Raw genomic sequence first — 19,088 nt, 5'->3', positions numbered from 1 at the left:
TAAACTATGGATTTTCAATGTCGATTAAGCAGAAGTTATACTTACTCGGTACGGGCGTCATTGTCGCCTTACTGGTGCTAATGGGGATATTTTTATTTTCACAAACACAAATTGCCTCAATTAACTTAGCTGACCAGCAGAAATCACAGTTAAGTCGCCAAATAGGTGAGTTACGCATCGCCGAGAAAAACTTCTTACTTGATAGCAATCTGAGCTACAGCGATGCGGCACGACAAGAAATCGATCGCATTCAAGCCACCATCAAACAACTCGAACAAACCCTCGATAACGCAACGGTCGCGCGCCAGCTTGCACAGATAAACAGTGCTGTAAGTGCCTATCAGGAACGTTTCCTAGCGCTCGAGCAAGCCATGGTGGCTCGTGGTTTGACCCGTAAGCTCGGTGCCTATGGCGCACTTCGCGATGCAACACATCAGTTAGAGGCCGTGCTCGATAACCGTGATGACGATGCAACTCTAGTCACTCTTTTACAACTACGCCGCGCCGAGAAAGATTTCATGCTGCGCTGGGAAGACGGTTACGTCGATAAAGTGGCGCGTATCGCTGAACAACTCAACGGCCGATTAGCCGACAGTGGCGACGATCAGCGTAAAGTCCAAGGATACTTAGTTGAATTTAATAGTTTTGCGGATCTATCACGTGAAATTGGCTACACACTCGCCGATGGGCTGAAAGGCGAGCTGCGCAATCAGGGAAGCCTTATTAATGAGGAACTTAGCAAACTCAGTGAGACACTTAACACGCAACTTGAAGAGCGCCAACAACAAGCGACTTGGTTGCCAATCACGCTGACTTTGCTCATCATTGCGACCATGATCGTGATGCTCTACTGGGTAACGCGCTCTATTAATAAACCGCTGCAAACACTAAAAGCACAACTCAGTCAGGTTCAAGAAAACAATGACTTATCGTTGCAGCTCGATAAGCATCAAGATGACGAGTTTGGCGCCGCCGTCGATCACGTCAATCAATTACTCGCATACTTTAGACGTGTTATCGAGAACATTCGTCAAACCAGCACCAGCGTTGGCGAACTATCGGAGCAGCTATCGAGTACCGTTTCGCACTCGTCACACAAAACCGCGCAACAGAATGCCGAGATAGAGCAAGTCGCAGCGGCGGTCAATGAGGTGGGCTCAACGGCACATACCATTGCAGAAGACGCCGAGGGTACCGCACAGCAGGTTGATGAAATTGCCAAACAAGCCTCAACGGGACACACCGTTATTAATTCGGCGGTCGATAAGGTCAACTTCCTTGCCGAACGCTTGGCAAACAGCAACCAACACGCAACCGAGCTGGCAAAACGCAGCCAGGGCATTACCGACATCGTTGCGGTCATTAATGGCATTGCCGAACAAACCAATTTGTTGGCATTGAACGCCGCAATTGAAGCAGCGCGCGCGGGTGAGCAAGGACGCGGCTTTGCGGTAGTGGCTGACGAAGTGCGTAACTTAGCAAAACGCACTCAAGAATCGATCAATGAGATTGAACAGATCACAACGCAGCTGACTGAACAGACAAACGTGATTGTTCAATCGCTCGAGGAGTGTAATGAACTGGGTGACGAGAGTCGTCAGGAAGCATCTCGGTCAGGTGAGCTATTCACGCAGATTAATCAGCAATTAATCAAAGTTAACGATCGATCGGCATCAATTGCGACGGCGGTCGAACAACAATCAAAAGTCGTTGATGACACATCGCAGAATGTCGTAAGAATAAAAGATGCTACCAACGATATTCTTTCTGATGCGCGGACGAATGCCGAGACAGCGGAACAGCTCAGTCGTTTTGCCAGTGAGTTGAGTAGTTCAGTGTCGCAGTTTAAGTGCGATTCGATGCGCTAAGTTGAGCACATTATTCAAAAACATTACTTAAATACATTTGATAATTGTTCTTATTAGCAATATCATTCGGGCATTGTTTATGAAAATTGGAATGCCCCATGACACAACGGCAATGGTTTAAAATTCACGGTTGGTGCTCGTTACCGATATGGATCGTATTTTGTTTCGTCTGTATCACGGGCACCATCGCTGTATTCAGTCACGAATTAACGTGGTTGTTTAACGAGAATGCGCGCGCGCTCAATCCAAATGACTTAGCGCCCATCGCGATGTCTGAGCGCGTTGAAGCCGTAAAAGCCATGTATCCCTCAGCACACATCACGACGGTGATGACGTTCGAATCTTACCTAACAAACGCGGTGATGTTCTCTGCTGACAACATCCCGGCCGGCATCGCCTATGTGAACCAATACACTGGGCAAGTGCAAGAGGTTAATCAGGGCATCACCTTTATCAACTTCATGCGCTCATTGCATGGTTGGTTACTATTCCCGTGGCAAAGTAGCTACAGTGTCGGTTATTACCTCGTTTCTGCAATGTCGTTTGTGATGATGGGCGCATTAGTCAGTGGCCTGGTTATCTATAAACGCTTCTGGCGTGCCTATACTCAGCCCAAAATTCGTGTCACTCAGGGCAAAAAATCAATTCTGTCTGACCTGCACAAACACGCCGGCGCATGGTCGATTTGGTTTATCATGATCATGAGCGTCACAGGCTTATGGTATTTCACCCAACAAGTACTCTGGCATGCTGATATCGACATCGAGCCACACGCCCCCACCGTCGATATTAACGATGTGCCGCGCGGCGAAGTGCCCGCCGAACCGACGGTCAGTTTTGACCAAGCAATGCAAATTGCGCAAACACAGTTCAGTGACTTGCAGCCCAGCTATGTCATGATGCCCGAGCATAACCGTGACATGTATAAAATCATGGGCGGCGGTGATTTTGTCTTCTACGACCAGTATGCCTATCGCTTAGCGATCAACCCATGGACCGGCGAAGTGGCACAAGCCGACTCGCCCGACAACATGACCGCCCTACAAACCGTCATGCACGTGGTTGACCCTCTGCACTACGGCACCATTGGCGGTATCTGGACCAAAGCGATTTGGTTTATCTTCGGTCTCATTCTGTCGGCAATGTCAATCACCGGCTTTATGATTTGGAGTTCTAAAATCGTGCAAGCTGCGCGTGCTAAAAAAGCCGCAAAGCGCGAGCAAAAGCTATCCGAGCAAGGAGCCTAATCTTATGGCGCGTATCAAAAATACATTTTGGCATCGTAATAAATTCAGACTATCAGGTCTAATACTGATATTACCCATTTATTTCTTGTATGAATCGCTGCAGCCGCCTGAGTTTCCTGATGTATGGGCGTCCAAGTCAGTTGGCGCGGTAGAGCTCGCCTTGCAGCCGCTCAATAACGAGCCGCCTTACGCGCATCACGAAGACTGGGTAAAAGATTTCTCGGTATGGGTGAATGAAGGTGCGGTCAAAGACATCCGCCAAGCCTATATCAATATCGGACCTAAGCCACTGCCTCTCAACCAGTTAGAGCAAGACGATGTCGGCATCTTGCACGGCAGCGATAGCCTGCAACACGTGCACGCAATCGCTCCATCGCAATATTCGCCTGCAGACAAGGTCTGGCTTACCCTGCAACATTGGGATGGCAGCCAGCACGTCCAGTCTTGGTCACTGCCTTCGCAATGGATTCCGACGAGCTAGTGTTAATACACTAGCCAACGCACTCGTTTTTGGGTAACCTGCCAATATGATTCACAGGCAGAGTCCCGCTATTGCGTATCGATCGCGTATTTAAAAAGCTCGCAAATACACTGCCGTTTATGATGGCGTTTATCGACACTGAGCGACGCTATCAGTTTGTTAACGAGCGGTACGAACAGTTTTTTGATGTGAAGTTTGCCGATCTCAAAGGCAAACTAGTGGCAGAAGTATTGGGCGCCGAATCGTATGAGCGTATCTCACAAATCCATTCGCGAGTACTTGCGGGCGAAGATATCTCGTTACGTGAGAAAGTCACCTTACGTGATGGTCGAGTTTTACAGCTCGAAATCAAATACGTTCCTAATCAAAATCAACGCACACAACAAATCAATGGCTTTTTCGCCATCATCAACGACATCACTTTGTACGCATCCGCAGCAGACGTATTAAGAGCCGTTCATGATGTCATGAACCGTCAAACGATGGGCTTATCAACCGATCGCATCACCAAGTTATTAAAACTTGGCTGTGAATATTTAAATACCGACATAGGCATTGTCAGTCGTGTAATTGACAATGAATACACCGTCAAATATGCCTGGTCAACAGGCGATGCTATTGCGCCAGGCACACAATTCGAACTCGGTAACACCTATTGCTCAGTCACACTCGCTGCTAGCGACGTCATCGCCACCCGCAATGCGTCAAAGAGTAAGGCGTTTAGCGGACACCCCTGCTACGCGGCGTTTAAACTCGAAACCTATTTGGGTTTGCCCATTCGTATCAATGGCAAAGTCTGGGGCACACTTAATTTTTCGAGTGCCGCTTCACGAGGGGCTCCATTTACCGATCTAGATAAAGAGTTAATGGGGTTGCTCTGTTCCGCGATCGAAACCTTAATTATCAACAACTCCAAAACCGATCGTCTAGAACGCCTTGCTTACACGGATTTTCTCACCGGCCTCAGTAACCGATTATTTATTAACGAGTTCTTTGAACGCCTTGTGTATGAAAACCGTGAGCGGCTGAGCCAATATTATTGTGCCTTAGTCGACATCGATCACTTTAAACGTATCAATGACGAATTTGGTCATGATGCCGGTGATCGCGTGTTGCAAGCCGTCGCCCTCGAATTTACCGACAGTTTGCGAAATGATGACGTGTGCGCGCGAGTCGGCGGCGAAGAGTTCATGTTACTGATTCATGCCGACGCAGACAGCGACACAGCACGACTCATTGAGCGACTGCGCCAAAGTATCGCATCACTCGAGATCCAACACGATCAACATCGCATCTCCACCACCGTATCCATCGGTGTAACAAAGCTACAAGAAACGGACAGCTTCAACCGTGCTTATAAACGCGCCGACAGCGCCCTCTATCAAAGTAAAAGCAACGGCCGCAACCGAATGAGTTGGAACTAAATCAACAGTTTTTAACCCATCGGTGATCTATATATTAATTTAACGACTAATCATCTACTCAATCGTTCTTAAAAACCGTAAGTTTAATGGGCTTTGTTCACAATAAAATCGAACATTCGGAAGCTCCCTAATTGAGTAAAAAAAGATGGCAAAACTAACCACAGGCTCTATTGTCGATATTCTTGGAGCAATCATCGCAGACGAGTTAGGTCGTCTCCGAATGGGTGATGAACAGCTTTGGAAAGGCCGTCAATGGCATCCTTCGTCACATGTCGTGTTTGCGAGCAAAGCATCAGGCGATCCACATGAAGTGGTAGTCGACTCATTTGAATGGATGTCGATTGCAAGTCGTGTTGTTGAGTTCTTTCAACTCAATAGTAGTGGATTAGAAGACTATTTACTGCGATTCTCGACACTCGAACAATGGGCAGAGGTCATTGAAACCAGTCGCGAGGACGGTCGCCTCGACATCACCTTTTGCTCATCGGGTTCAACAGCTCAGGTCACACATCATCGACATCACTGGATGGCATTGGTCGCCGAAGCACAGTTTTTCATCGACTTTATGCATCGTCATGATGTCGACATTAAACGCGTGGTCAGTTTTGTCCCACCACACCATATTTACGGCTTTATCTTCTCCATCTTGCTACCCGAACTATTACAGATCCCGGTGCTCAGAGGATTAAAAGCGCTCTCAACGACTCAGGCGCAACAGCTGCAAAGCGGTGATCTACTGATTGGCTTTCCTGCTGTATTCGAACAATGTGCGCAACTCGATACCGCATTTCCGCGGGGCGTTCACGCCGTCTGTTCGACAGGTCCCTGCGCGCCCCAAGTGCTAAAAGCGCTCACCGATAACGGACTAAGTCGCGTATTTGAGGTGTACGGTTGTACAGAAACCGGCGGCGTGGGCATCAGAAACAGCCATGACGAGCCCTATCAATTATTGCCGCGTTGGATCAAGCAAGGTAATGACGAGTTAATGGACAATGTATCTCGTCAAGTTATTGAGCTACCTGATAGCTTAAAGTGGCATGCACCAGGCTTGTTTGAACCCGTCAAACGCAAGGATGACACCCTGTCAATTTGTGGTAAGTCGGTCCACCCCGAAACCATCGCCCGCGTGATCAAGCAGCACCCAAATATCAGTGATGCGCGTGTGCGTCTCATCCACGAACAGGAAAGCAGAGCGCTAAAAGCACTACTCATTGCCGATCCCGATTCACGCTCAGGACAGACAGAAACACTGATTGCCCAAGTCCGTACCTGGCTTGCGGATAAACTCGAGCCACACGAACTCCCCAAACGCTTTACGGTACGAGAAACCGTGCCCACCAACGAATTGGGTAAAGAAATTGACTGGGAGTCCCAGCCCGACCTGATGCGTCGTTAATAGCGGCTCATTGCTTGTTGCGACTGACACAGTTCAACCAGCCAATCGCGTAGCACCTTTATCGAACTGCGGTTTGATAAGGTGCTTGGCGCGACAAAGTAAAAACGGTCGCCGGTGTTAAGCCCGTGCATCGGTAAACGCACTAATTCCTGCTCACGCTCGCGTTGCGTCGTCATAAACTCATTAAGCAAGGCTATGCCATGGCTGTGTTTGGCCGCTTCAGCCGCCAATAACAAGTGGCTAAAATGATGCACCTTAGCTTGACTAGGCAAGCGCATACCGCCTTGTTTAAACCACATCTTCCAGTCATAACCGGGGGTTCCGTGAGCAAAGGTATAGGTGGCTGAGAGCAACGGAAACGCCGCCAATGCAGACGGGTCACGCAGATCCTGTAAGCGTGAGCGAATATCATAAGAACAGTAAGGATATAAATACTCATCGTACAAATGCGTCACCTCAAAACCACTTTTAGGCGGTTGCGTGGTAATAAAGCAATCCGCTAACGCTCGTTCAAAACCACCGTCCTCGGTGAGCATGGTCAGGGTTAAATCAACATTAGGATAGCGTTGACGAAATCGATCCACCGCAGGAATCAGCCATTTAACAGCAAGTGAACCATAGGACGCCAACCGCACAAAACCGGCATCACCCTGTTGTAACTGGGAGAATTCTCGCTCGATATGGGCAAGCGGCTCTTCAATATTCTGGTAAAACGCCTCACCCGCTGCGGTTAGCAACAACTGACGTCCTTTGCGAATAAACAACGCTTGTCCCAAGCGCTCCTCTAACAGCTTAATCTGATGACTCACAGCACTTTGCGAGACAAACAGCTCCTCTGCCGCTTTCGAGAAGCTGCTGCGACGCGCCACCATGGCAAAATAGTGAATCGATCGAAAGGGTACACTCATCACTTAATATCTATTTTTCTCATAGTAACTACATTTTAATATAATTTTTAATAATATCCAATTCTCTTTATCCTAGCGCCATCATCACCAGTCATAGAGGGGGTTCGTCATGGATAAAGCACTCATTGCTGCAGTATTGTGGTTAGTATTAGGCAACAACGTCGCGATTTTGTCGGATTCTCTGATCAAAATGCTGGGAAATTTCGAGGCACCCTTTCAGTTCGTCTTGCTGCGCCAAATCAGTGCCGTGTTGATACTCGTGCCTTTTATCAAATTACGTGGCGAGCCACTCGCGCCCAAAGGCCTTCGTTGGCACGCAGCACGGGCGCACATTTGGTTATTTGGCACCGCTTTAATGGTGCTATCGCTCACCACATTGCCGTTAGCCACCGCCAACGCCTTGTTTTATGCAGCGCCAATGTTAACCGTCATCATCGCACGTATGGCGTTTAAAGAGCGTGTGACATGGCACAGTGCAGTGACCGTTGGTTTGGGTATGCTCGGCGTGTTGGTTATCGTCAACCCAACCGAATTTAATCCGTTCGCTGTCGCGGCATTGTTGGTCGCAGGAAGCCTAGCACTGAACAACCTACTGATTAAAAAATTACCCCGTGAGCACGGTATCTTACAAACCTTGTTTCTCACCAATGTGTTGGGGTTGCCCGTGGGCATTGCGCTGGCGCTGTGGGAAGGTGCGGCATTTGACTGGCAACGTATGCTATTTGCCACCGGTTCGACGCTGTTTATCATGGTCTACGCGGCGACCTGTATCTATGCATACCGCGCGGTTGATAGCGCGAAAGTGACCAGCGCCGAATACACAGGTCTGATTGGCGCCGTTGCGATTGGTATGGTGTTTTTCGCCGAGCAACCCGGGCTTAACTTTTACATTGGCTCAGCGATGATCGTCGCACCACTGATATGGCAAAGCTGGGCACTGCCAAAACAGCCAGCGACTTCGTAACTGAAGTCGCTGACATCACGGCTACTGGTATAGCTTAGCCACCACCGTCATATTCCATTCGCCCAATTGTTGCGTTTGCGCCTCGTTAAACACCGTGCGTGCCGCCGAGGTCATGGGCGCGACTTGGTTCGCGGCTTGTAAGCAGTAACCAAGGTCTTTCTCGATCAGGTCAACCGGAAACTGAGGCTCATAGGCTTCGTTGACCATCGATTTACGCACAATCCCTGCCGTTTTGCTCCATACTGGCGTTGTCGATACCGCTTCGAGTATCTTATCGGGGTCTTCGCCCTGCCGTTTTAACATCGCAACCAATTCGCCAAGTGTAGTCACCTGAATGCCCATTAAGGTGTTGGTCACGAGCTTTGCAAGCGCTCCCGAGCCCATGCCGCCCGTGTGATTCACTTTTTTACCCATCAGCGACAACACGGGCTCAGCGCGTTCAAACAGGCTCGCCTCACCGCCCACTAAATAAACCAACTCGGCATGCTGTGCTTGCGGACGTGAGCCCGATACCGGCGCTTCGATAAACTTCACATTGCGCTGGTGTGCGTGCTGTGCCAGCGTTTTAATCCAATCCACCGACAATGTTGAGCTCTCAATCGCAATAGCCTGCTCATCCATCCCCTTAAAGGCACCCGTTTGTTCATCAAGCCACACATCGGCAGACGCCTCATCATCGCGCACCATGGCAATGACGAACTCAGCGCCTTGTGCCGCCTCAGCCGGCGTATCAGCCCATTGCGCGCCCTGCTCAAGCAAGGGTTGCGCACGTGATTCGGTGCGGTTCCAAACGGTCACCGCATGTCCTGCATCGATCAGATGTTGCGCCATGCGAATGCCCATTGCACCCAAGCCTAAAAATGCAATTTGTGTCATATTTACACCTTAATATTTGCCAAAACGAGCGAAGTAGTGTCAGTGTACTACGTATAACAAACGATTTTGATTAGCCATTAGTATGCAATGGCTGAGAAACTAAGGAAGCCCCAAGGTTATGAAACGCATTTTTCAGTTCCTCCTAAAAGGATTAGCAATTCTACTCCCCATCATGGTCACCATCATGTTGGCGCGCTGGTTGCTCGTCACCATAGAGACCTGGTTAAGTCCCATCTGGAAAACACTCCTCGGCGAGAGTTATTACTTTCCAGGTCTCGCGTTTGCGAGCTTTCTGTTGCTTGCCGTGCTGATAGGCTTTACCTCGCAGTGGTCGTTTTTACAGTCCATCTGGCAGTTGCCCGGTAAGCTGATGAACAAATTGCCCCTACTACGTAACCTGTACGGCACCATCAACGATGTATTCGATATGATGCAAGGTAAAGATTTCGCCGATGAATCTGTGGTTTTGGTCACCATGCCAGGTAGTAAAATGCAGCTCATTGGTATCGTTACCAAACGCAGTGATAACAAAACCAAAGATAAGCATGACAAACTGGTTAACGTAATGCCCGATGACCATGTCGCCGTGTTCCTGCCCATGGCCTATAACGTGGGCGGCTATATGATCATGGTGCCGAAAGATTGTGTCCAATCAATCGATATGAAACCCGCCGATGCGCTACAACTGACCATCAGTGCGGGGCTTGGCAAAAGTCAAAGCAGTTATCAGAAAACCGACGACTGACTTCACACTGCGTTCACACCGGCTCTGTTGTAATGCCATGGCAATCGCAAAACAAAACAGGAGCGTTGTCATGAAACAGTCAATTTTAGTTGTTTTACTAACAGCCGCTGTGAGCCTCTCTACGGTCGCAGCAGCACAATATGTCGGTGCTACCGAAGCGCAGTACACCAATCTCGCAAAACTACTTGAAACCGGCCAAGACGACGACTATGTCCAACTTGAGGGTCAGTTAATCAAGAAAGTCGGCAGCGAGAAATATATTTTTACCGACGGTCACCAAGAAGTACGCGTCGAAATCGATAGCGAAAACTTTCCAAGTCAACCGTTCGATGAAAACGCGACGATCCAGATTCAAGGTGAGTTTGAGAAAGAGTTCATGGAATCACCGGAAATCGACGTTGATGTTGTCACTATCGTAAAACAATAACACCAATGAGCGATGCACAATGAATATACTTTTGGTAGAAGATGATCCGCAGGTGATGGAAACGGTCCATGATTACTTGGCCGTTAAAGGCCATGAAATTGATTGTGCATACCACGGTAAGGCTGCGCTAACGCTCGCCGAGAGCGCAGCCTTTGACATCATTATTCTAGACGTGATGATGCCAAAAATGGATGGGCTTGAAGCCGCCAAAGCGATTCGTCAACAGCTCAACCAGTCGACCCCCATTTTATTCTTAACGGCACGCGATACGCTCGATGATAAATTAGCTGGATTCGCCGCGGGCGGTGATGACTACCTCGTGAAACCCTTTGCTCTACAAGAGCTCGAGGCACGTATCAAGGCACTCACGATACGCTCACGAGGTCTTGCGGATAGCGCCACGCTATCCTTAGGTTCGCTGACTTATCATATTGAGCATCAACGCGGTAAGACTCAGCAAGGCGAGTTCAGTCTCCCGGTGATACAGCATCAAATACTGCACACGTTACTTAACGCCAGTCCAGGCTTTGTCAGTAAAAACCAGTTTATCGAACGCATCTGGCAAAATGAGGAACCCGATAGCGACGCGTTTAGAAGCCACTTATATAAGCTGCGCAAAGCGCTGGCTCACTATGCACCCGATGTTGAGATCGTCACCGAGCAGGGTCGAGGATACCGTCTTGTCCAACGCGCGTCCTAGTCTAATTCGGCGCTTTTCGCTGCTGTTGTTTACCATCAGCGTGCTGTTTATCACGCTGCTGTTTGGCATGACATATGTCGCACAAGAGCAAATGGAGTCCATTAGTCTGCGCTATTGGCTAGATACTGAAGCCCATATGTACGAGCAGCAATATCGTCGGTTTGGTGAGCAAGGCCAACAACCGAATCCTTACCAGTTTGATATTTACTGGTCGCGTTCGGGCACGCCCCTATGGCTATCATCCTACGTTGAACCGGGTCATTATGAGCATCAACTCGGTCCCGAAGACAAACACTTTAAAGTCAGCCCCGCACCCAGCGGCGAAGGACTGTATTATTTGGTATTTAAAGACGATGCAGATGACTTTTTAGATGATTACGAGACACGCTTGCACGCGTTGTCATTTACGCTCGCATTGTTAATCAGCGTGCTATTAACCGGCTTGATGTTTTACCTCTACCGACAATTTACCACCCCGCTCAAAAAAGTGGTCGACAAAGTCGCGTTGCTCGCACCTAACCAGCCAACACTGGTTGCCGATGCACACTATCGTGAGCTTTATAACATTGAGCAGGCATTGCTCGAGGGGCAAAAACAGATACAGCAGTACTTAGCGCGCGAGCAAGATTTTACCCGCTTCGCGGCACACGAGATCCGAACCCCGTTAATGACTTTGCAAGGCTCATCAGAGTTACTCGAGCACTTACACCAAGCGGACACCTCGCCGATGGCGAGCAAAGCGCTGGCCCGCATTAAGGGCGCGAGTGAAGATATCGACCAACTGATTAAGACATTTTTGCTGCTCGGCCAAGCCTCGCTAACACCCGATCATTATCAATCGGTTGATGTGAATGCGCGCGTTTCATATCAACTCAGTCAACTCGAGCCGCTACGCCACGCACAAGCGATTCGTGTCGACCTTGAACAACAGGCATCACCCACAGTTCAGGCACCGCCCTCATTCGTCGATGTGTTGTTAAAAAACGTATTAAAAAATGCCTTTGATTACGCAGATAGTCAGGTTCAGGTGGTAATAGGTCATGATGAGTTACGGGTCATCAATGATGTCGACCACGACGCCCATCATGAACGTCGTGGCTTTGGTTACGGGTTAATCATTATCGAGCGCATTTGCGAGCAGCTAGGATGGCGTTATCACATCAATGAATGGGTCGACAATCAGCAACAGCGTCAATTCAGCGCAGCGATTAATTTCGGTAACGCGCCTTATCCCGATACATCGCCTGATCCGCTCGAATCAACACATCCTTAACTGTATGCGCTTGGGTGCTAAACACCGCAGTGCCGATACTTAACGACGGTCTGATTTTCGCTTTGCCCCACAACAGCGTTTGCTTCTCTATTTTGTTTCGCAATGAATCAGCCAGTTGAGCGGCATGTGCTTCACTGTCAATGCGGTGCATAATCACGATAAACTCATCACCGCCTAAACGCGCTACGATATCGGTCATTCTCACACTACTGACGATTTCAGTCGCCACCAATTTTAATAACTGATCGCCCGCTTCGTGCCCATAATCATCGTTGACTCCCTTAAAGCCGTTTAAGTCGATATTGATAACGGCAAACATTTGCTGACCATTCGGCGTGTCGGCGAGTTTATCCAAGTGTGACATCACGTATCTGCGGTTATATAACCCCGTTAATTCGTCCTCATGCGCAAAACGTCGGACGACCCGATAAGAGCGCCATAGAGCAAACACGGCGGTAAAGATAAGCAGGGCGACCGTTATCAAGCTAATACGTAGTGCCAAAAGCTGCCGTGCTAAGCCGCTCGGCACCGTTTTATCAAATTGTGCACTCACCACCCACTCGCCATTGGGAATCGTGATCACACTGGTAAAATCGGGCTGCTCAAAAATCACCGCATCACCAAAGAACACGTCACCGTTCATACCGGCGCCATCAACCCCTCGGATAGCGACAGGCGAATCAATAAGTGCATTAAAACCCGATGCCTGCATCAGTGAATCATAGTCAATCACGATACTGATGCTGCCCCAGTAATCATTATTGGTAGGAAAGTCATTAAACACCGGAAACCGTGCGATCACCGCCATGCCGCCCTGCACCAGCTCAAGCGGTCCCGATAGATATACATCCTGCAGCTCACGCGCTTTGATCACCGTACGATACTGTTGAGGTACCGTTCTAAAATCCAGACCAATCGCGCGTTCATTACCTTCAGGGGGGTAATTCAGACGGATAATATCATCCGGTGCCACACCCACATTGCGCACATGGGTCGACTTCTCCATTAAGGTTTTACCCAGGTTGGTCCAATTTTGAAGCGCTAACGGGGGATCGATGGTAATAACGGTCGCCAAACTGTCCGCTAAAAAAACATCACGATACAGTTCAGCTTCAAGTTTTGATTTGGCAAGTGTAATCACTTCGCGCAAGCGATCGTTTTGTTTATTCAGCTCGCGCTCGTGCAACAGTCCAACGATCAGATTGGTCGCCTGAACGGCAACAACGGAATAAATTAAAAAAAGAATGAAACCAAAAACATACTGCTTTTTCTTCACATCGACACCAATCGCTGACTGTAAGATATTTCAATAATATTGAATCATACGTTCAAAAATAGCGAAAGGTCTCATTAAAGACAAATAATAATACTCAGCAGAATGTTATATGTTGTTGTTTAATCAGCGACTAACCGCTTTATTTTTAAAGACGATATAGCCCATCAACGTGAGAAGCTGCACGACGATGTAGCCCGCCATGGTCGGAAACGAGCCATCAGCAAGTACCACCATACCAAAAATGATCAGCGGAAAGCAGACAATAAATAATTCAAACAGCGCACGCTTAAGCCATGCACCTTTGGTCGATTCAGCCATAAATTCTCCAGTCAATTAAGCGCGATTAATAGCCTTTAAAAAAGCCAGCAATCTCTTGCCCGCGGGCATGTTCGCTTTGCGCCAAAAATAATTGATAGAGATTATGTTTGATGAGCTTATGTCGAAGCAAGAGCAAACTGATAAAAATATAAGCAGCAAGCGTAAATCCTGTTACGCCAACCAGTAATGCAACAAACATAACAAGGGGCAAGTGTGATGCACTGACCGCAAGTGCCAATAATACCACACCTGAAACTAAGCTGATTTCCCATCTAATGGCATTGAGCGCCACCAGCAATACTTTTAAGTTCAACATACGACACTATTGTTGTTTGTTTTTTAAATGAATATGTAAACACTTGGAAAATAGTTGAGTGAATCCCTCACCCGACATTTACATTAAAATAACAATCATCCATATTGTACGAACGAGATTACAAAATCAAGGACGCTCCATGAAAAAGATCCTGTTCGTATTAGCACTAGCCGCTAGCTTATCAGCTTGTGAGAGCCATCAAACTGAGCCATATCAAAAGGATCGCACAGAAGAATCGCGAGATGAGTATAAAGGCTTAGAAGGCATGGAGCAGTATCAAAAAGACGAGCTTGAACGCATGAAGACGGATAAATCAGAAGCATGCCAGCAGGCACAAATCGACCTCGCTAAAGCCGAAAGCGCAGGTGATGCAAAGCGCATTAAGCGTCTAAAAGCACTGGTTGACGATGTATGTAACTAACGTAATAAGGCACTTGCCTCAGGCTTAACAGGCTGATAAAACAGGGCTCTACTTAAAGACCAATGGAGCCGCGTGTGGATTTACGTCGTCTTGTTAACCGAATGAGAGCCGATCGCCCCTATTCTCGTAACACCAGTAATTGGATAATCGCCGCTGAGAGTGACCGCGGACGGATCATCAACTCCGCGGCGGTACGACGTCTCCAACAAAAAACTCAGGTATTCCCACTTGAGCGCAATGCGGCGGTACGCAGTCGTCTCACACATTCACTCGAAGTGCAGCAAAACGGGCGCTACATTGTCCGTGAAATCGGCGAACGACTAAAACGCAAAGGTCATTTCAAAACACTTGAGGCAACCGGCACCTCCCCTCACGAGTTATTCCGCGTCATCGAAAGCTGCGTCGAAATGGCGTGCATCATGCACGACATCGGTAATCCACCATTTGGACACTTTGGTGAAGCGGCGATAAGTAGCTGGTTTGCAACGCATAATGAATCACTATTTAACGACTTTGACGAACCCGAAGCGGTGGCAATTAAGAATGAACTGCAAAGCTTTGAAGGTAACGCCCAAGCGATACGCTTAATTCACTCGTTGATGAGTCTCAACCTAACCTACACACAGATCGCGGCGGTATTAAAATACACACGATTAGCCAGTGACCCCAAGCCCAGTAAAGACCAACCACTGAGCTATCTAGGCAAAAAGCCGGGCTACTACTTAGCCGAACAATCACTGATCGATGATCTGTATAAAAAACTCGATTTAAAGCCAGGTCACCGCCACTTTCTTAGCTATATCATGGAAGCAGCGGACGATACCTCATACGGCATAGCAGATTTAGAAGACGCGGTAGAAAAGCATATACTCAGCCGTGAACAAGTCACGCAAGGCATTCGTGAACAATTCAGCGCACTCGGTGGCGATCCTGCGATCGCCAACCTGTGCTACAACGGTGACGATATCTCAGTCAACCGCATCCTCGAAATAGCCAACGATTACGCAGACAAAAACAGCATTGATAGCAACAATCAGTTTTTCATTTGGCTGCGCGTCTATGTCCACAACATTTTGGTCAACCATGCAGCACAACGCTTTATTGATAACTTTGATGCGGTGGTCGATGGCCACTTTAATGCAGCACTACTCGAGGATGACAGCCCCGCCCATCAGCTCAGTGAAGCGTTGCAAAAACTGGCATTAACACGCGTCTTTAACCAGCCCGAAGTCGAGCAACAGGAGCTACGTGGACATACGATTATTCTTGGCTTGCTCGATATTTATGCGCCATTACTTAAACTATCATTGACTGACTTTCGAGGACTTGTCTTAGAGCAACCAAAGATACAACGGGCTCACCCGCTGGCAAGCCGCTTATGCCACAAGCTATCAGGCAAGCACATTCGCGCCTACATTAAAGCCACTGATAACGGGTGCTCGCCGTTATGGGAGCGCTATCACCGCTGCCGTCTCATTCAAGATTACATCAGCGGTATGACCGACCAATTTGCATACGATGAATACCGTTCGCTGCGCGTGATTGATTAACCGACACATGGGTCTAGCGTATCAAGCCAACCAATCTCCAGCCACGCGTCGCTGTATGCTAGTCTCAATAAAGTGTTTAACACGCGCCACTCGACGAGGCTGTTGTGGCGCTTTTCGTGTCACACAATACACAGGTTCATACGCAGGATGGGAGAGCGGATGAACCTGCAGTGCGTCGCGTTGTTGCGATTGCTCAACAACAAACTCGGGCAATACCGTAAAGCCTAAGCCACGTTTTACCGGCTCCAGAATCAAGTTAATTTGGTTAGAAAAGCCGCGTTTGTTAAATTCGCTCATATGCGAGAACTCGACAAAGTTTCGACTCAGCAGTAAGTTACCATGATGATAGCCATCTGGGTGATCAATAAAGCCAAGTTCACGCAACGTCATGAAATCCACGGTTGGATAGGCCGCCGGTGTTATCAGCAATAACTGCTCTTGACTCAATTGATGAAACTGCAAACCCTCGCGCTGAGGCGCTTGCGTCATCAGCCCAATATCAACCTGTTTATCAGCAACACGCGTTTCGACATCAACATTCGGTGCAAACCGATAATCAATCACCAACCCAGGGTGCTCAAGCTGTAAACCCAGCAGCGCATCATACAGTTTTAATCCGACGCTACCCGGTGACATCACGCGCACTTCGCCACAATCATCCGGGTCGTCCGCCACCCAGGTCGCTAACGAATCCAGTGTCTCAACCAGATCCTCAGCGGTTTGCAACAGCCGTTGTCCAGCCTCGGTGAGCTCAAATGCCGACGAATTTCGAGCAATCAATGTCACGCCGAGCTGCTGCTCAAGCTTCTTAATATGCTGGCTGACACCCGACTGTGTCATAAATAACTGTTCGGCAGTGCGGGTAAAGTGCTGTGTCCGTGCCAAACTAACAAAGGTACGTAACCAAACCGGATTAACCATAATGTTTTGTACTTGAAAACATAAAAAGTAATAATTTCACATGATGTCAGGTTGTTTTGTAATCTACAAGCGTCACAAACAACGGAGGTCACTATGAGTCACGTATTTCCCAGAACATTTTCTCACATCGGTTTATCCGTACCGGATCTTGATAAAGCCGTGAAGTTTTACACCGAAGTGCTCGGTTGGTATTTAATTATGAAACCTACCGAAATTACTGAAGACGATAGCCCGATCGGTGAAATGTGCACTGACGTCTTTGGCAAAGGATGGAAGCGCTTCCGAATCGCCCACTTGTCGACTGGCGATCGTATCGGTGTCGAGATCTTTGAGTTCGACAACCAGCAAGATCCAGAGGATAACTTTGAGTACTGGAAAACAGGCATCTTCCACTTTTGTGTGCAAGACCCCAACGTCGAAGAGTTAGCCGAACGAATCGTACAAGCTGGCGGCAAGAAGCGGATGGCAAAACCACGCTATTATTACCCAGGTGAAAAGCCTTACCGTATGATCTACATGGAAGACCCGTTCGGTAATATCCTAGAGATTTACAGCCACAGCTACGAATTAACGTACAGCGAGGGGGCTTACTAAGGTGATAAACTCGCCAACTGACTGTCCATCGACTTCAGTTGCGCTAATTGCTGTTTAAACCCGTCCAGTGCCGCGCCTTGCAGCCGCGCTTGGGCGGGCGCTTTGATATCTAACGGGTTAATCGCGCGCCCGTGATGGTGCACTTCGTAATGCAAATGCCGGCCCGCCGATAAACCGGTTTTGCCCAAGTAACCAATCACGTCACCCTGCTTCACGTGGTCACCCGGCTTGAGTCCGCTGGCAAAGTCATTCAAATGCGCATAGAGGGTTTCATAGCCATCGCCATGATCAATCACCACCGCGTTACCAAAGCTACCGTAACGACTGGCACGCTTCACAACACCGCGTCCAGCAGCCATAATCGGCGTACCAATCGGCGCACTAAAGTCGATCCCCTTATGCATACGGTCGTAGCCTAAAACGGGGTGATGACGGTTGCCATAATAAGACGAAAGCCGCGCCCCATTGAGTGGGGTTTTAAGTAAGAAGCTCTGCGCTAACCGCCCATCGGGAAAGTAAAACGCGCCTTTGTAGCGAATTAAGCGATAATCTTCGCCCGAATTAGTAAAGCGTAGGTACGTCAGTAACAGTGGGTTTTGCAGATGGTTAAACAGTGATTTAAACGAGGTCACTTCGCTACGCTCAAAGCGCACTTCCATAATGTCACCCGGTTGTACTTGGCGTTGAAAGTCAACAAAATGCGACAGTGCCATCACCGAGCTATTAATGACACCATTGGGAATACCGTTTTGGTCGGCATCTTGGTACAAGCTGTTATGAATCACTAAATCATGCTCTTCGGCAAGCTGTTCAGTAGGCACATGCAATAATTCTACATGCCAACTACCTTCTTTGTAGGTCGCTTGCACTAATTCGCCGTACTCTCGCGCCAAGCGCACACGGTGCTGACCTGGCTGAGGATGACTGATTTCGATGTTAACGCCTGTTTGTAACTGCCCAAGGTCAATAATAGGCTCCGCCGCCATCGCCAATAATGCGACTTGGCGCTGCGAGATACCTTGATTACCTAACAAGGAAGTGAGGTTCTGGCCATTATTGAGTTTTATGATGCGCCCCGTACGCGCCGGCCGGATATATCGACGCTCTAATGCGCTGAGCTCACCGTAGCGCGCATCTAACTCAGCCGAGAAAGGCTGAACAGGCTGAGGTATTAATGTGGATTGAGTTGATTGGCTCGGATCGTCGAGAAGCCATATGCCCACCACCGTAATAAATACTACGAGTATGATCAATTTACGATTCAAAGGCGAAGCCCCGTGAGTCTTGATTCATCCTATTTACCTACAGCTATAAAAAGGCGCAACAAAATACCATCATTGCGAACCCGCTACAAGCCACGGGCTTTGCCTTTACAGAGACTAT

Annotated in this window: 20 protein-coding genes; 13 read left to right on the top strand and 7 right to left on the bottom strand. The window is 48.4% G+C overall.

Annotation, left to right across the window (positions count from 1 at the left end; all coding sequences use genetic code 11):
• Positions 1-17 precede the first annotated feature (17 nt).
• From DFP83_RS13520 to DFP83_RS00385, 5 genes are all read left to right on the top strand, one after another.
• On the top strand, positions 18-1,868 hold the full coding sequence (locus tag DFP83_RS13520; RefSeq protein WP_181416340.1) for a methyl-accepting chemotaxis protein: 1,851 nt from the start codon (positions 18-20) through the stop codon (positions 1,866-1,868).
• A 98-nt stretch (positions 1,869-1,966) separates the two neighbouring features.
• Positions 1,967-3,115 (top strand): PepSY-associated TM helix domain-containing protein, encoded by a 1,149-nt coding sequence (locus DFP83_RS00400; protein ID WP_110572077.1) that lies wholly within the window; start codon positions 1,967-1,969, stop codon positions 3,113-3,115.
• Between the two features lie 4 nt (positions 3,116-3,119).
• A complete protein-coding gene (locus tag DFP83_RS00395) occupies positions 3,120-3,596 on the top strand; it encodes a hypothetical protein (protein ID WP_110572075.1) in 477 nt (158 codons plus the stop codon).
• Between the two features lie 71 nt (positions 3,597-3,667).
• On the top strand, positions 3,668-5,020 hold the full coding sequence (locus tag DFP83_RS00390) for a sensor domain-containing diguanylate cyclase (protein ID WP_110572073.1): 1,353 nt from the start codon (positions 3,668-3,670) through the stop codon (positions 5,018-5,020).
• A 145-nt stretch (positions 5,021-5,165) separates the two neighbouring features.
• Positions 5,166-6,416 (top strand): AMP-binding protein, encoded by a 1,251-nt coding sequence (locus DFP83_RS00385; RefSeq protein ID WP_110572071.1) that lies wholly within the window; start codon positions 5,166-5,168, stop codon positions 6,414-6,416.
• Here DFP83_RS00385 and DFP83_RS00380 read toward each other — a convergent pair.
• Positions 6,413-7,324 (bottom strand): LysR substrate-binding domain-containing protein, encoded by a 912-nt coding sequence (locus tag DFP83_RS00380; protein ID WP_110572069.1) that lies wholly within the window; start codon positions 7,322-7,324, stop codon positions 6,413-6,415. The genes DFP83_RS00385 and DFP83_RS00380 overlap by 4 nt on opposite strands.
• A 109-nt stretch (positions 7,325-7,433) precedes the next feature.
• On the opposite strand from DFP83_RS00380, the gene DFP83_RS00375 reads away from it, so the two are divergent.
• Positions 7,434-8,288 carry a DMT family transporter gene (locus DFP83_RS00375; RefSeq protein ID WP_110572068.1) on the top strand — a complete coding sequence of 285 codons (855 nt, stop codon included), beginning with the start codon at positions 7,434-7,436 and terminating at the stop codon, positions 8,286-8,288.
• A 21-nt stretch (positions 8,289-8,309) separates the two neighbouring features.
• Here the strand turns inward: DFP83_RS00375 and DFP83_RS00370 are convergent, their stop codons facing one another.
• Positions 8,310-9,164, bottom strand: a complete 855-nt coding sequence (locus DFP83_RS00370) for an NAD(P)-dependent oxidoreductase (RefSeq protein WP_110572066.1) — start codon at positions 9,162-9,164, stop codon at positions 8,310-8,312.
• A 118-nt stretch (positions 9,165-9,282) separates the two neighbouring features.
• Between DFP83_RS00370 and DFP83_RS00365 the strand changes: the two genes are divergently transcribed.
• From DFP83_RS00365 to DFP83_RS00350, 4 genes are all read left to right on the top strand, one after another.
• On the top strand, positions 9,283-9,909 hold the full coding sequence (locus DFP83_RS00365; RefSeq protein ID WP_110572064.1) for a DUF502 domain-containing protein: 627 nt from the start codon (positions 9,283-9,285) through the stop codon (positions 9,907-9,909).
• A 70-nt stretch (positions 9,910-9,979) separates the two neighbouring features.
• A complete protein-coding gene (locus tag DFP83_RS00360) occupies positions 9,980-10,336 on the top strand; it encodes a YgiW/YdeI family stress tolerance OB fold protein (protein WP_110572062.1) in 357 nt (118 codons plus the stop codon).
• A gap of 19 nt (positions 10,337-10,355) precedes the next feature.
• Positions 10,356-11,036, top strand: a complete 681-nt coding sequence (locus DFP83_RS00355; protein WP_110572060.1) for a response regulator transcription factor — start codon at positions 10,356-10,358, stop codon at positions 11,034-11,036.
• Positions 11,017-12,309, top strand: coding sequence for a sensor histidine kinase (locus tag DFP83_RS00350; RefSeq protein WP_157981505.1), 1,293 nt, complete (start codon positions 11,017-11,019; stop codon positions 12,307-12,309). The genes DFP83_RS00355 and DFP83_RS00350 overlap by 20 nt, the downstream gene beginning before the upstream one ends.
• On the opposite strand, the gene DFP83_RS00345 is transcribed toward DFP83_RS00350, so the two are convergent.
• The 3 genes from DFP83_RS00345 to DFP83_RS00335 form a co-directional block, all read right to left on the bottom strand.
• Entirely contained in the window at positions 12,245-13,585 is a 1,341-nt protein-coding gene (locus tag DFP83_RS00345) for a diguanylate cyclase (protein ID WP_110572056.1), read from the bottom strand. The genes DFP83_RS00350 and DFP83_RS00345 overlap by 65 nt on opposite strands.
• Positions 13,586-13,708: 123 nt before the next feature.
• A complete protein-coding gene (locus DFP83_RS00340) occupies positions 13,709-13,903 on the bottom strand; it encodes a hypothetical protein (protein ID WP_110572054.1) in 195 nt (64 codons plus the stop codon).
• Positions 13,904-13,928: 25 nt separating this feature from the next.
• Positions 13,929-14,219 carry a hypothetical protein gene (locus DFP83_RS00335; protein WP_110572052.1) on the bottom strand — a complete coding sequence of 97 codons (291 nt, stop codon included), beginning with the start codon at positions 14,217-14,219 and terminating at the stop codon, positions 13,929-13,931.
• Positions 14,220-14,358: 139 nt separating this feature from the next.
• Here DFP83_RS00335 and DFP83_RS00330 point away from each other — a divergent pair, with 139 nt between their 5' ends.
• Positions 14,359-14,640 (top strand): putative periplasmic lipoprotein, encoded by a 282-nt coding sequence (locus DFP83_RS00330; protein WP_110572050.1) that lies wholly within the window; start codon positions 14,359-14,361, stop codon positions 14,638-14,640.
• 74 nt (positions 14,641-14,714) lie between these two features.
• Positions 14,715-16,190: a dGTPase gene (gene dgt, locus DFP83_RS00325; RefSeq protein ID WP_275540946.1), complete on the top strand. Its 1,476-nt coding sequence runs from the start codon at positions 14,715-14,717 to the stop codon at positions 16,188-16,190.
• A 21-nt stretch (positions 16,191-16,211) separates the two neighbouring features.
• Here dgt and DFP83_RS00320 read toward each other — a convergent pair whose 3' ends face one another.
• Positions 16,212-17,111, bottom strand: a complete 900-nt coding sequence (locus DFP83_RS00320; RefSeq protein WP_110572046.1) for a LysR family transcriptional regulator — start codon at positions 17,109-17,111, stop codon at positions 16,212-16,214.
• Positions 17,112-17,204: 93 nt separating this feature from the next.
• Between DFP83_RS00320 and DFP83_RS00315 the strand changes: the two genes are divergently transcribed.
• Positions 17,205-17,705: a lactoylglutathione lyase family protein gene (locus DFP83_RS00315; RefSeq protein WP_110572044.1), complete on the top strand. Its 501-nt coding sequence runs from the start codon at positions 17,205-17,207 to the stop codon at positions 17,703-17,705.
• Here DFP83_RS00315 and DFP83_RS00310 read toward each other — a convergent pair.
• Positions 17,702-18,970, bottom strand: a complete 1,269-nt coding sequence (locus tag DFP83_RS00310; protein WP_110572042.1) for a M23 family metallopeptidase — start codon at positions 18,968-18,970, stop codon at positions 17,702-17,704. The two genes, DFP83_RS00315 and DFP83_RS00310, sit on opposite strands and share 4 nt — an antisense overlap.
• Between the last annotated feature and the right edge of the window lie 118 nt (positions 18,971-19,088).

Origin of the sequence: Idiomarina fontislapidosi, assembly GCF_003226255.1 — a bacterium.
In the GTDB taxonomy this organism is placed as follows: Bacteria; Pseudomonadota; Gammaproteobacteria; order Enterobacterales; family Alteromonadaceae; genus Idiomarina; species Idiomarina fontislapidosi.
Note: the sequence above shows the minus strand (reverse complement) of the source record. Positions and strands in the feature narration are given on the sequence as shown.

Excerpts from the sequence above, each read along its gene's own strand:
- DFP83_RS13520 (WP_181416340.1), top strand. The coding sequence starts at position 18 with ATGTCGATTAAGCAGAAGTTATACTTACTCGGTACGGGCGTCATTGTC.
- DFP83_RS00400 (WP_110572077.1), top strand. The coding sequence starts at position 1,967 with ATGACACAACGGCAATGGTTTAAAATTCACGGTTGGTGCTCGTTACCG.
- DFP83_RS00395 (WP_110572075.1), top strand. The coding sequence starts at position 3,120 with ATGGCGCGTATCAAAAATACATTTTGGCATCGTAATAAATTCAGACTA.
- DFP83_RS00385 (WP_110572071.1), top strand. The coding sequence starts at position 5,166 with ATGGCAAAACTAACCACAGGCTCTATTGTCGATATTCTTGGAGCAATC.
- DFP83_RS00380 (WP_110572069.1), bottom strand. The coding sequence starts at position 7,324 with ATGAGTGTACCCTTTCGATCGATTCACTATTTTGCCATGGTGGCGCGT.
- DFP83_RS00375 (WP_110572068.1), top strand. The coding sequence starts at position 7,434 with ATGGATAAAGCACTCATTGCTGCAGTATTGTGGTTAGTATTAGGCAAC.
- DFP83_RS00370 (WP_110572066.1), bottom strand. The coding sequence starts at position 9,164 with ATGACACAAATTGCATTTTTAGGCTTGGGTGCAATGGGCATTCGCATG.
- DFP83_RS00365 (WP_110572064.1), top strand. The coding sequence starts at position 9,283 with ATGAAACGCATTTTTCAGTTCCTCCTAAAAGGATTAGCAATTCTACTC.
- DFP83_RS00360 (WP_110572062.1), top strand. The coding sequence starts at position 9,980 with ATGAAACAGTCAATTTTAGTTGTTTTACTAACAGCCGCTGTGAGCCTC.
- DFP83_RS00355 (WP_110572060.1), top strand. The coding sequence starts at position 10,356 with ATGAATATACTTTTGGTAGAAGATGATCCGCAGGTGATGGAAACGGTC.
- DFP83_RS00340 (WP_110572054.1), bottom strand. The coding sequence starts at position 13,903 with ATGGCTGAATCGACCAAAGGTGCATGGCTTAAGCGTGCGCTGTTTGAA.
- DFP83_RS00335 (WP_110572052.1), bottom strand. The coding sequence starts at position 14,219 with ATGTTGAACTTAAAAGTATTGCTGGTGGCGCTCAATGCCATTAGATGG.
- DFP83_RS00330 (WP_110572050.1), top strand. The coding sequence starts at position 14,359 with ATGAAAAAGATCCTGTTCGTATTAGCACTAGCCGCTAGCTTATCAGCT.
- DFP83_RS00320 (WP_110572046.1), bottom strand. The coding sequence starts at position 17,111 with ATGGTTAATCCGGTTTGGTTACGTACCTTTGTTAGTTTGGCACGGACA.
- DFP83_RS00315 (WP_110572044.1), top strand. The coding sequence starts at position 17,205 with ATGAGTCACGTATTTCCCAGAACATTTTCTCACATCGGTTTATCCGTA.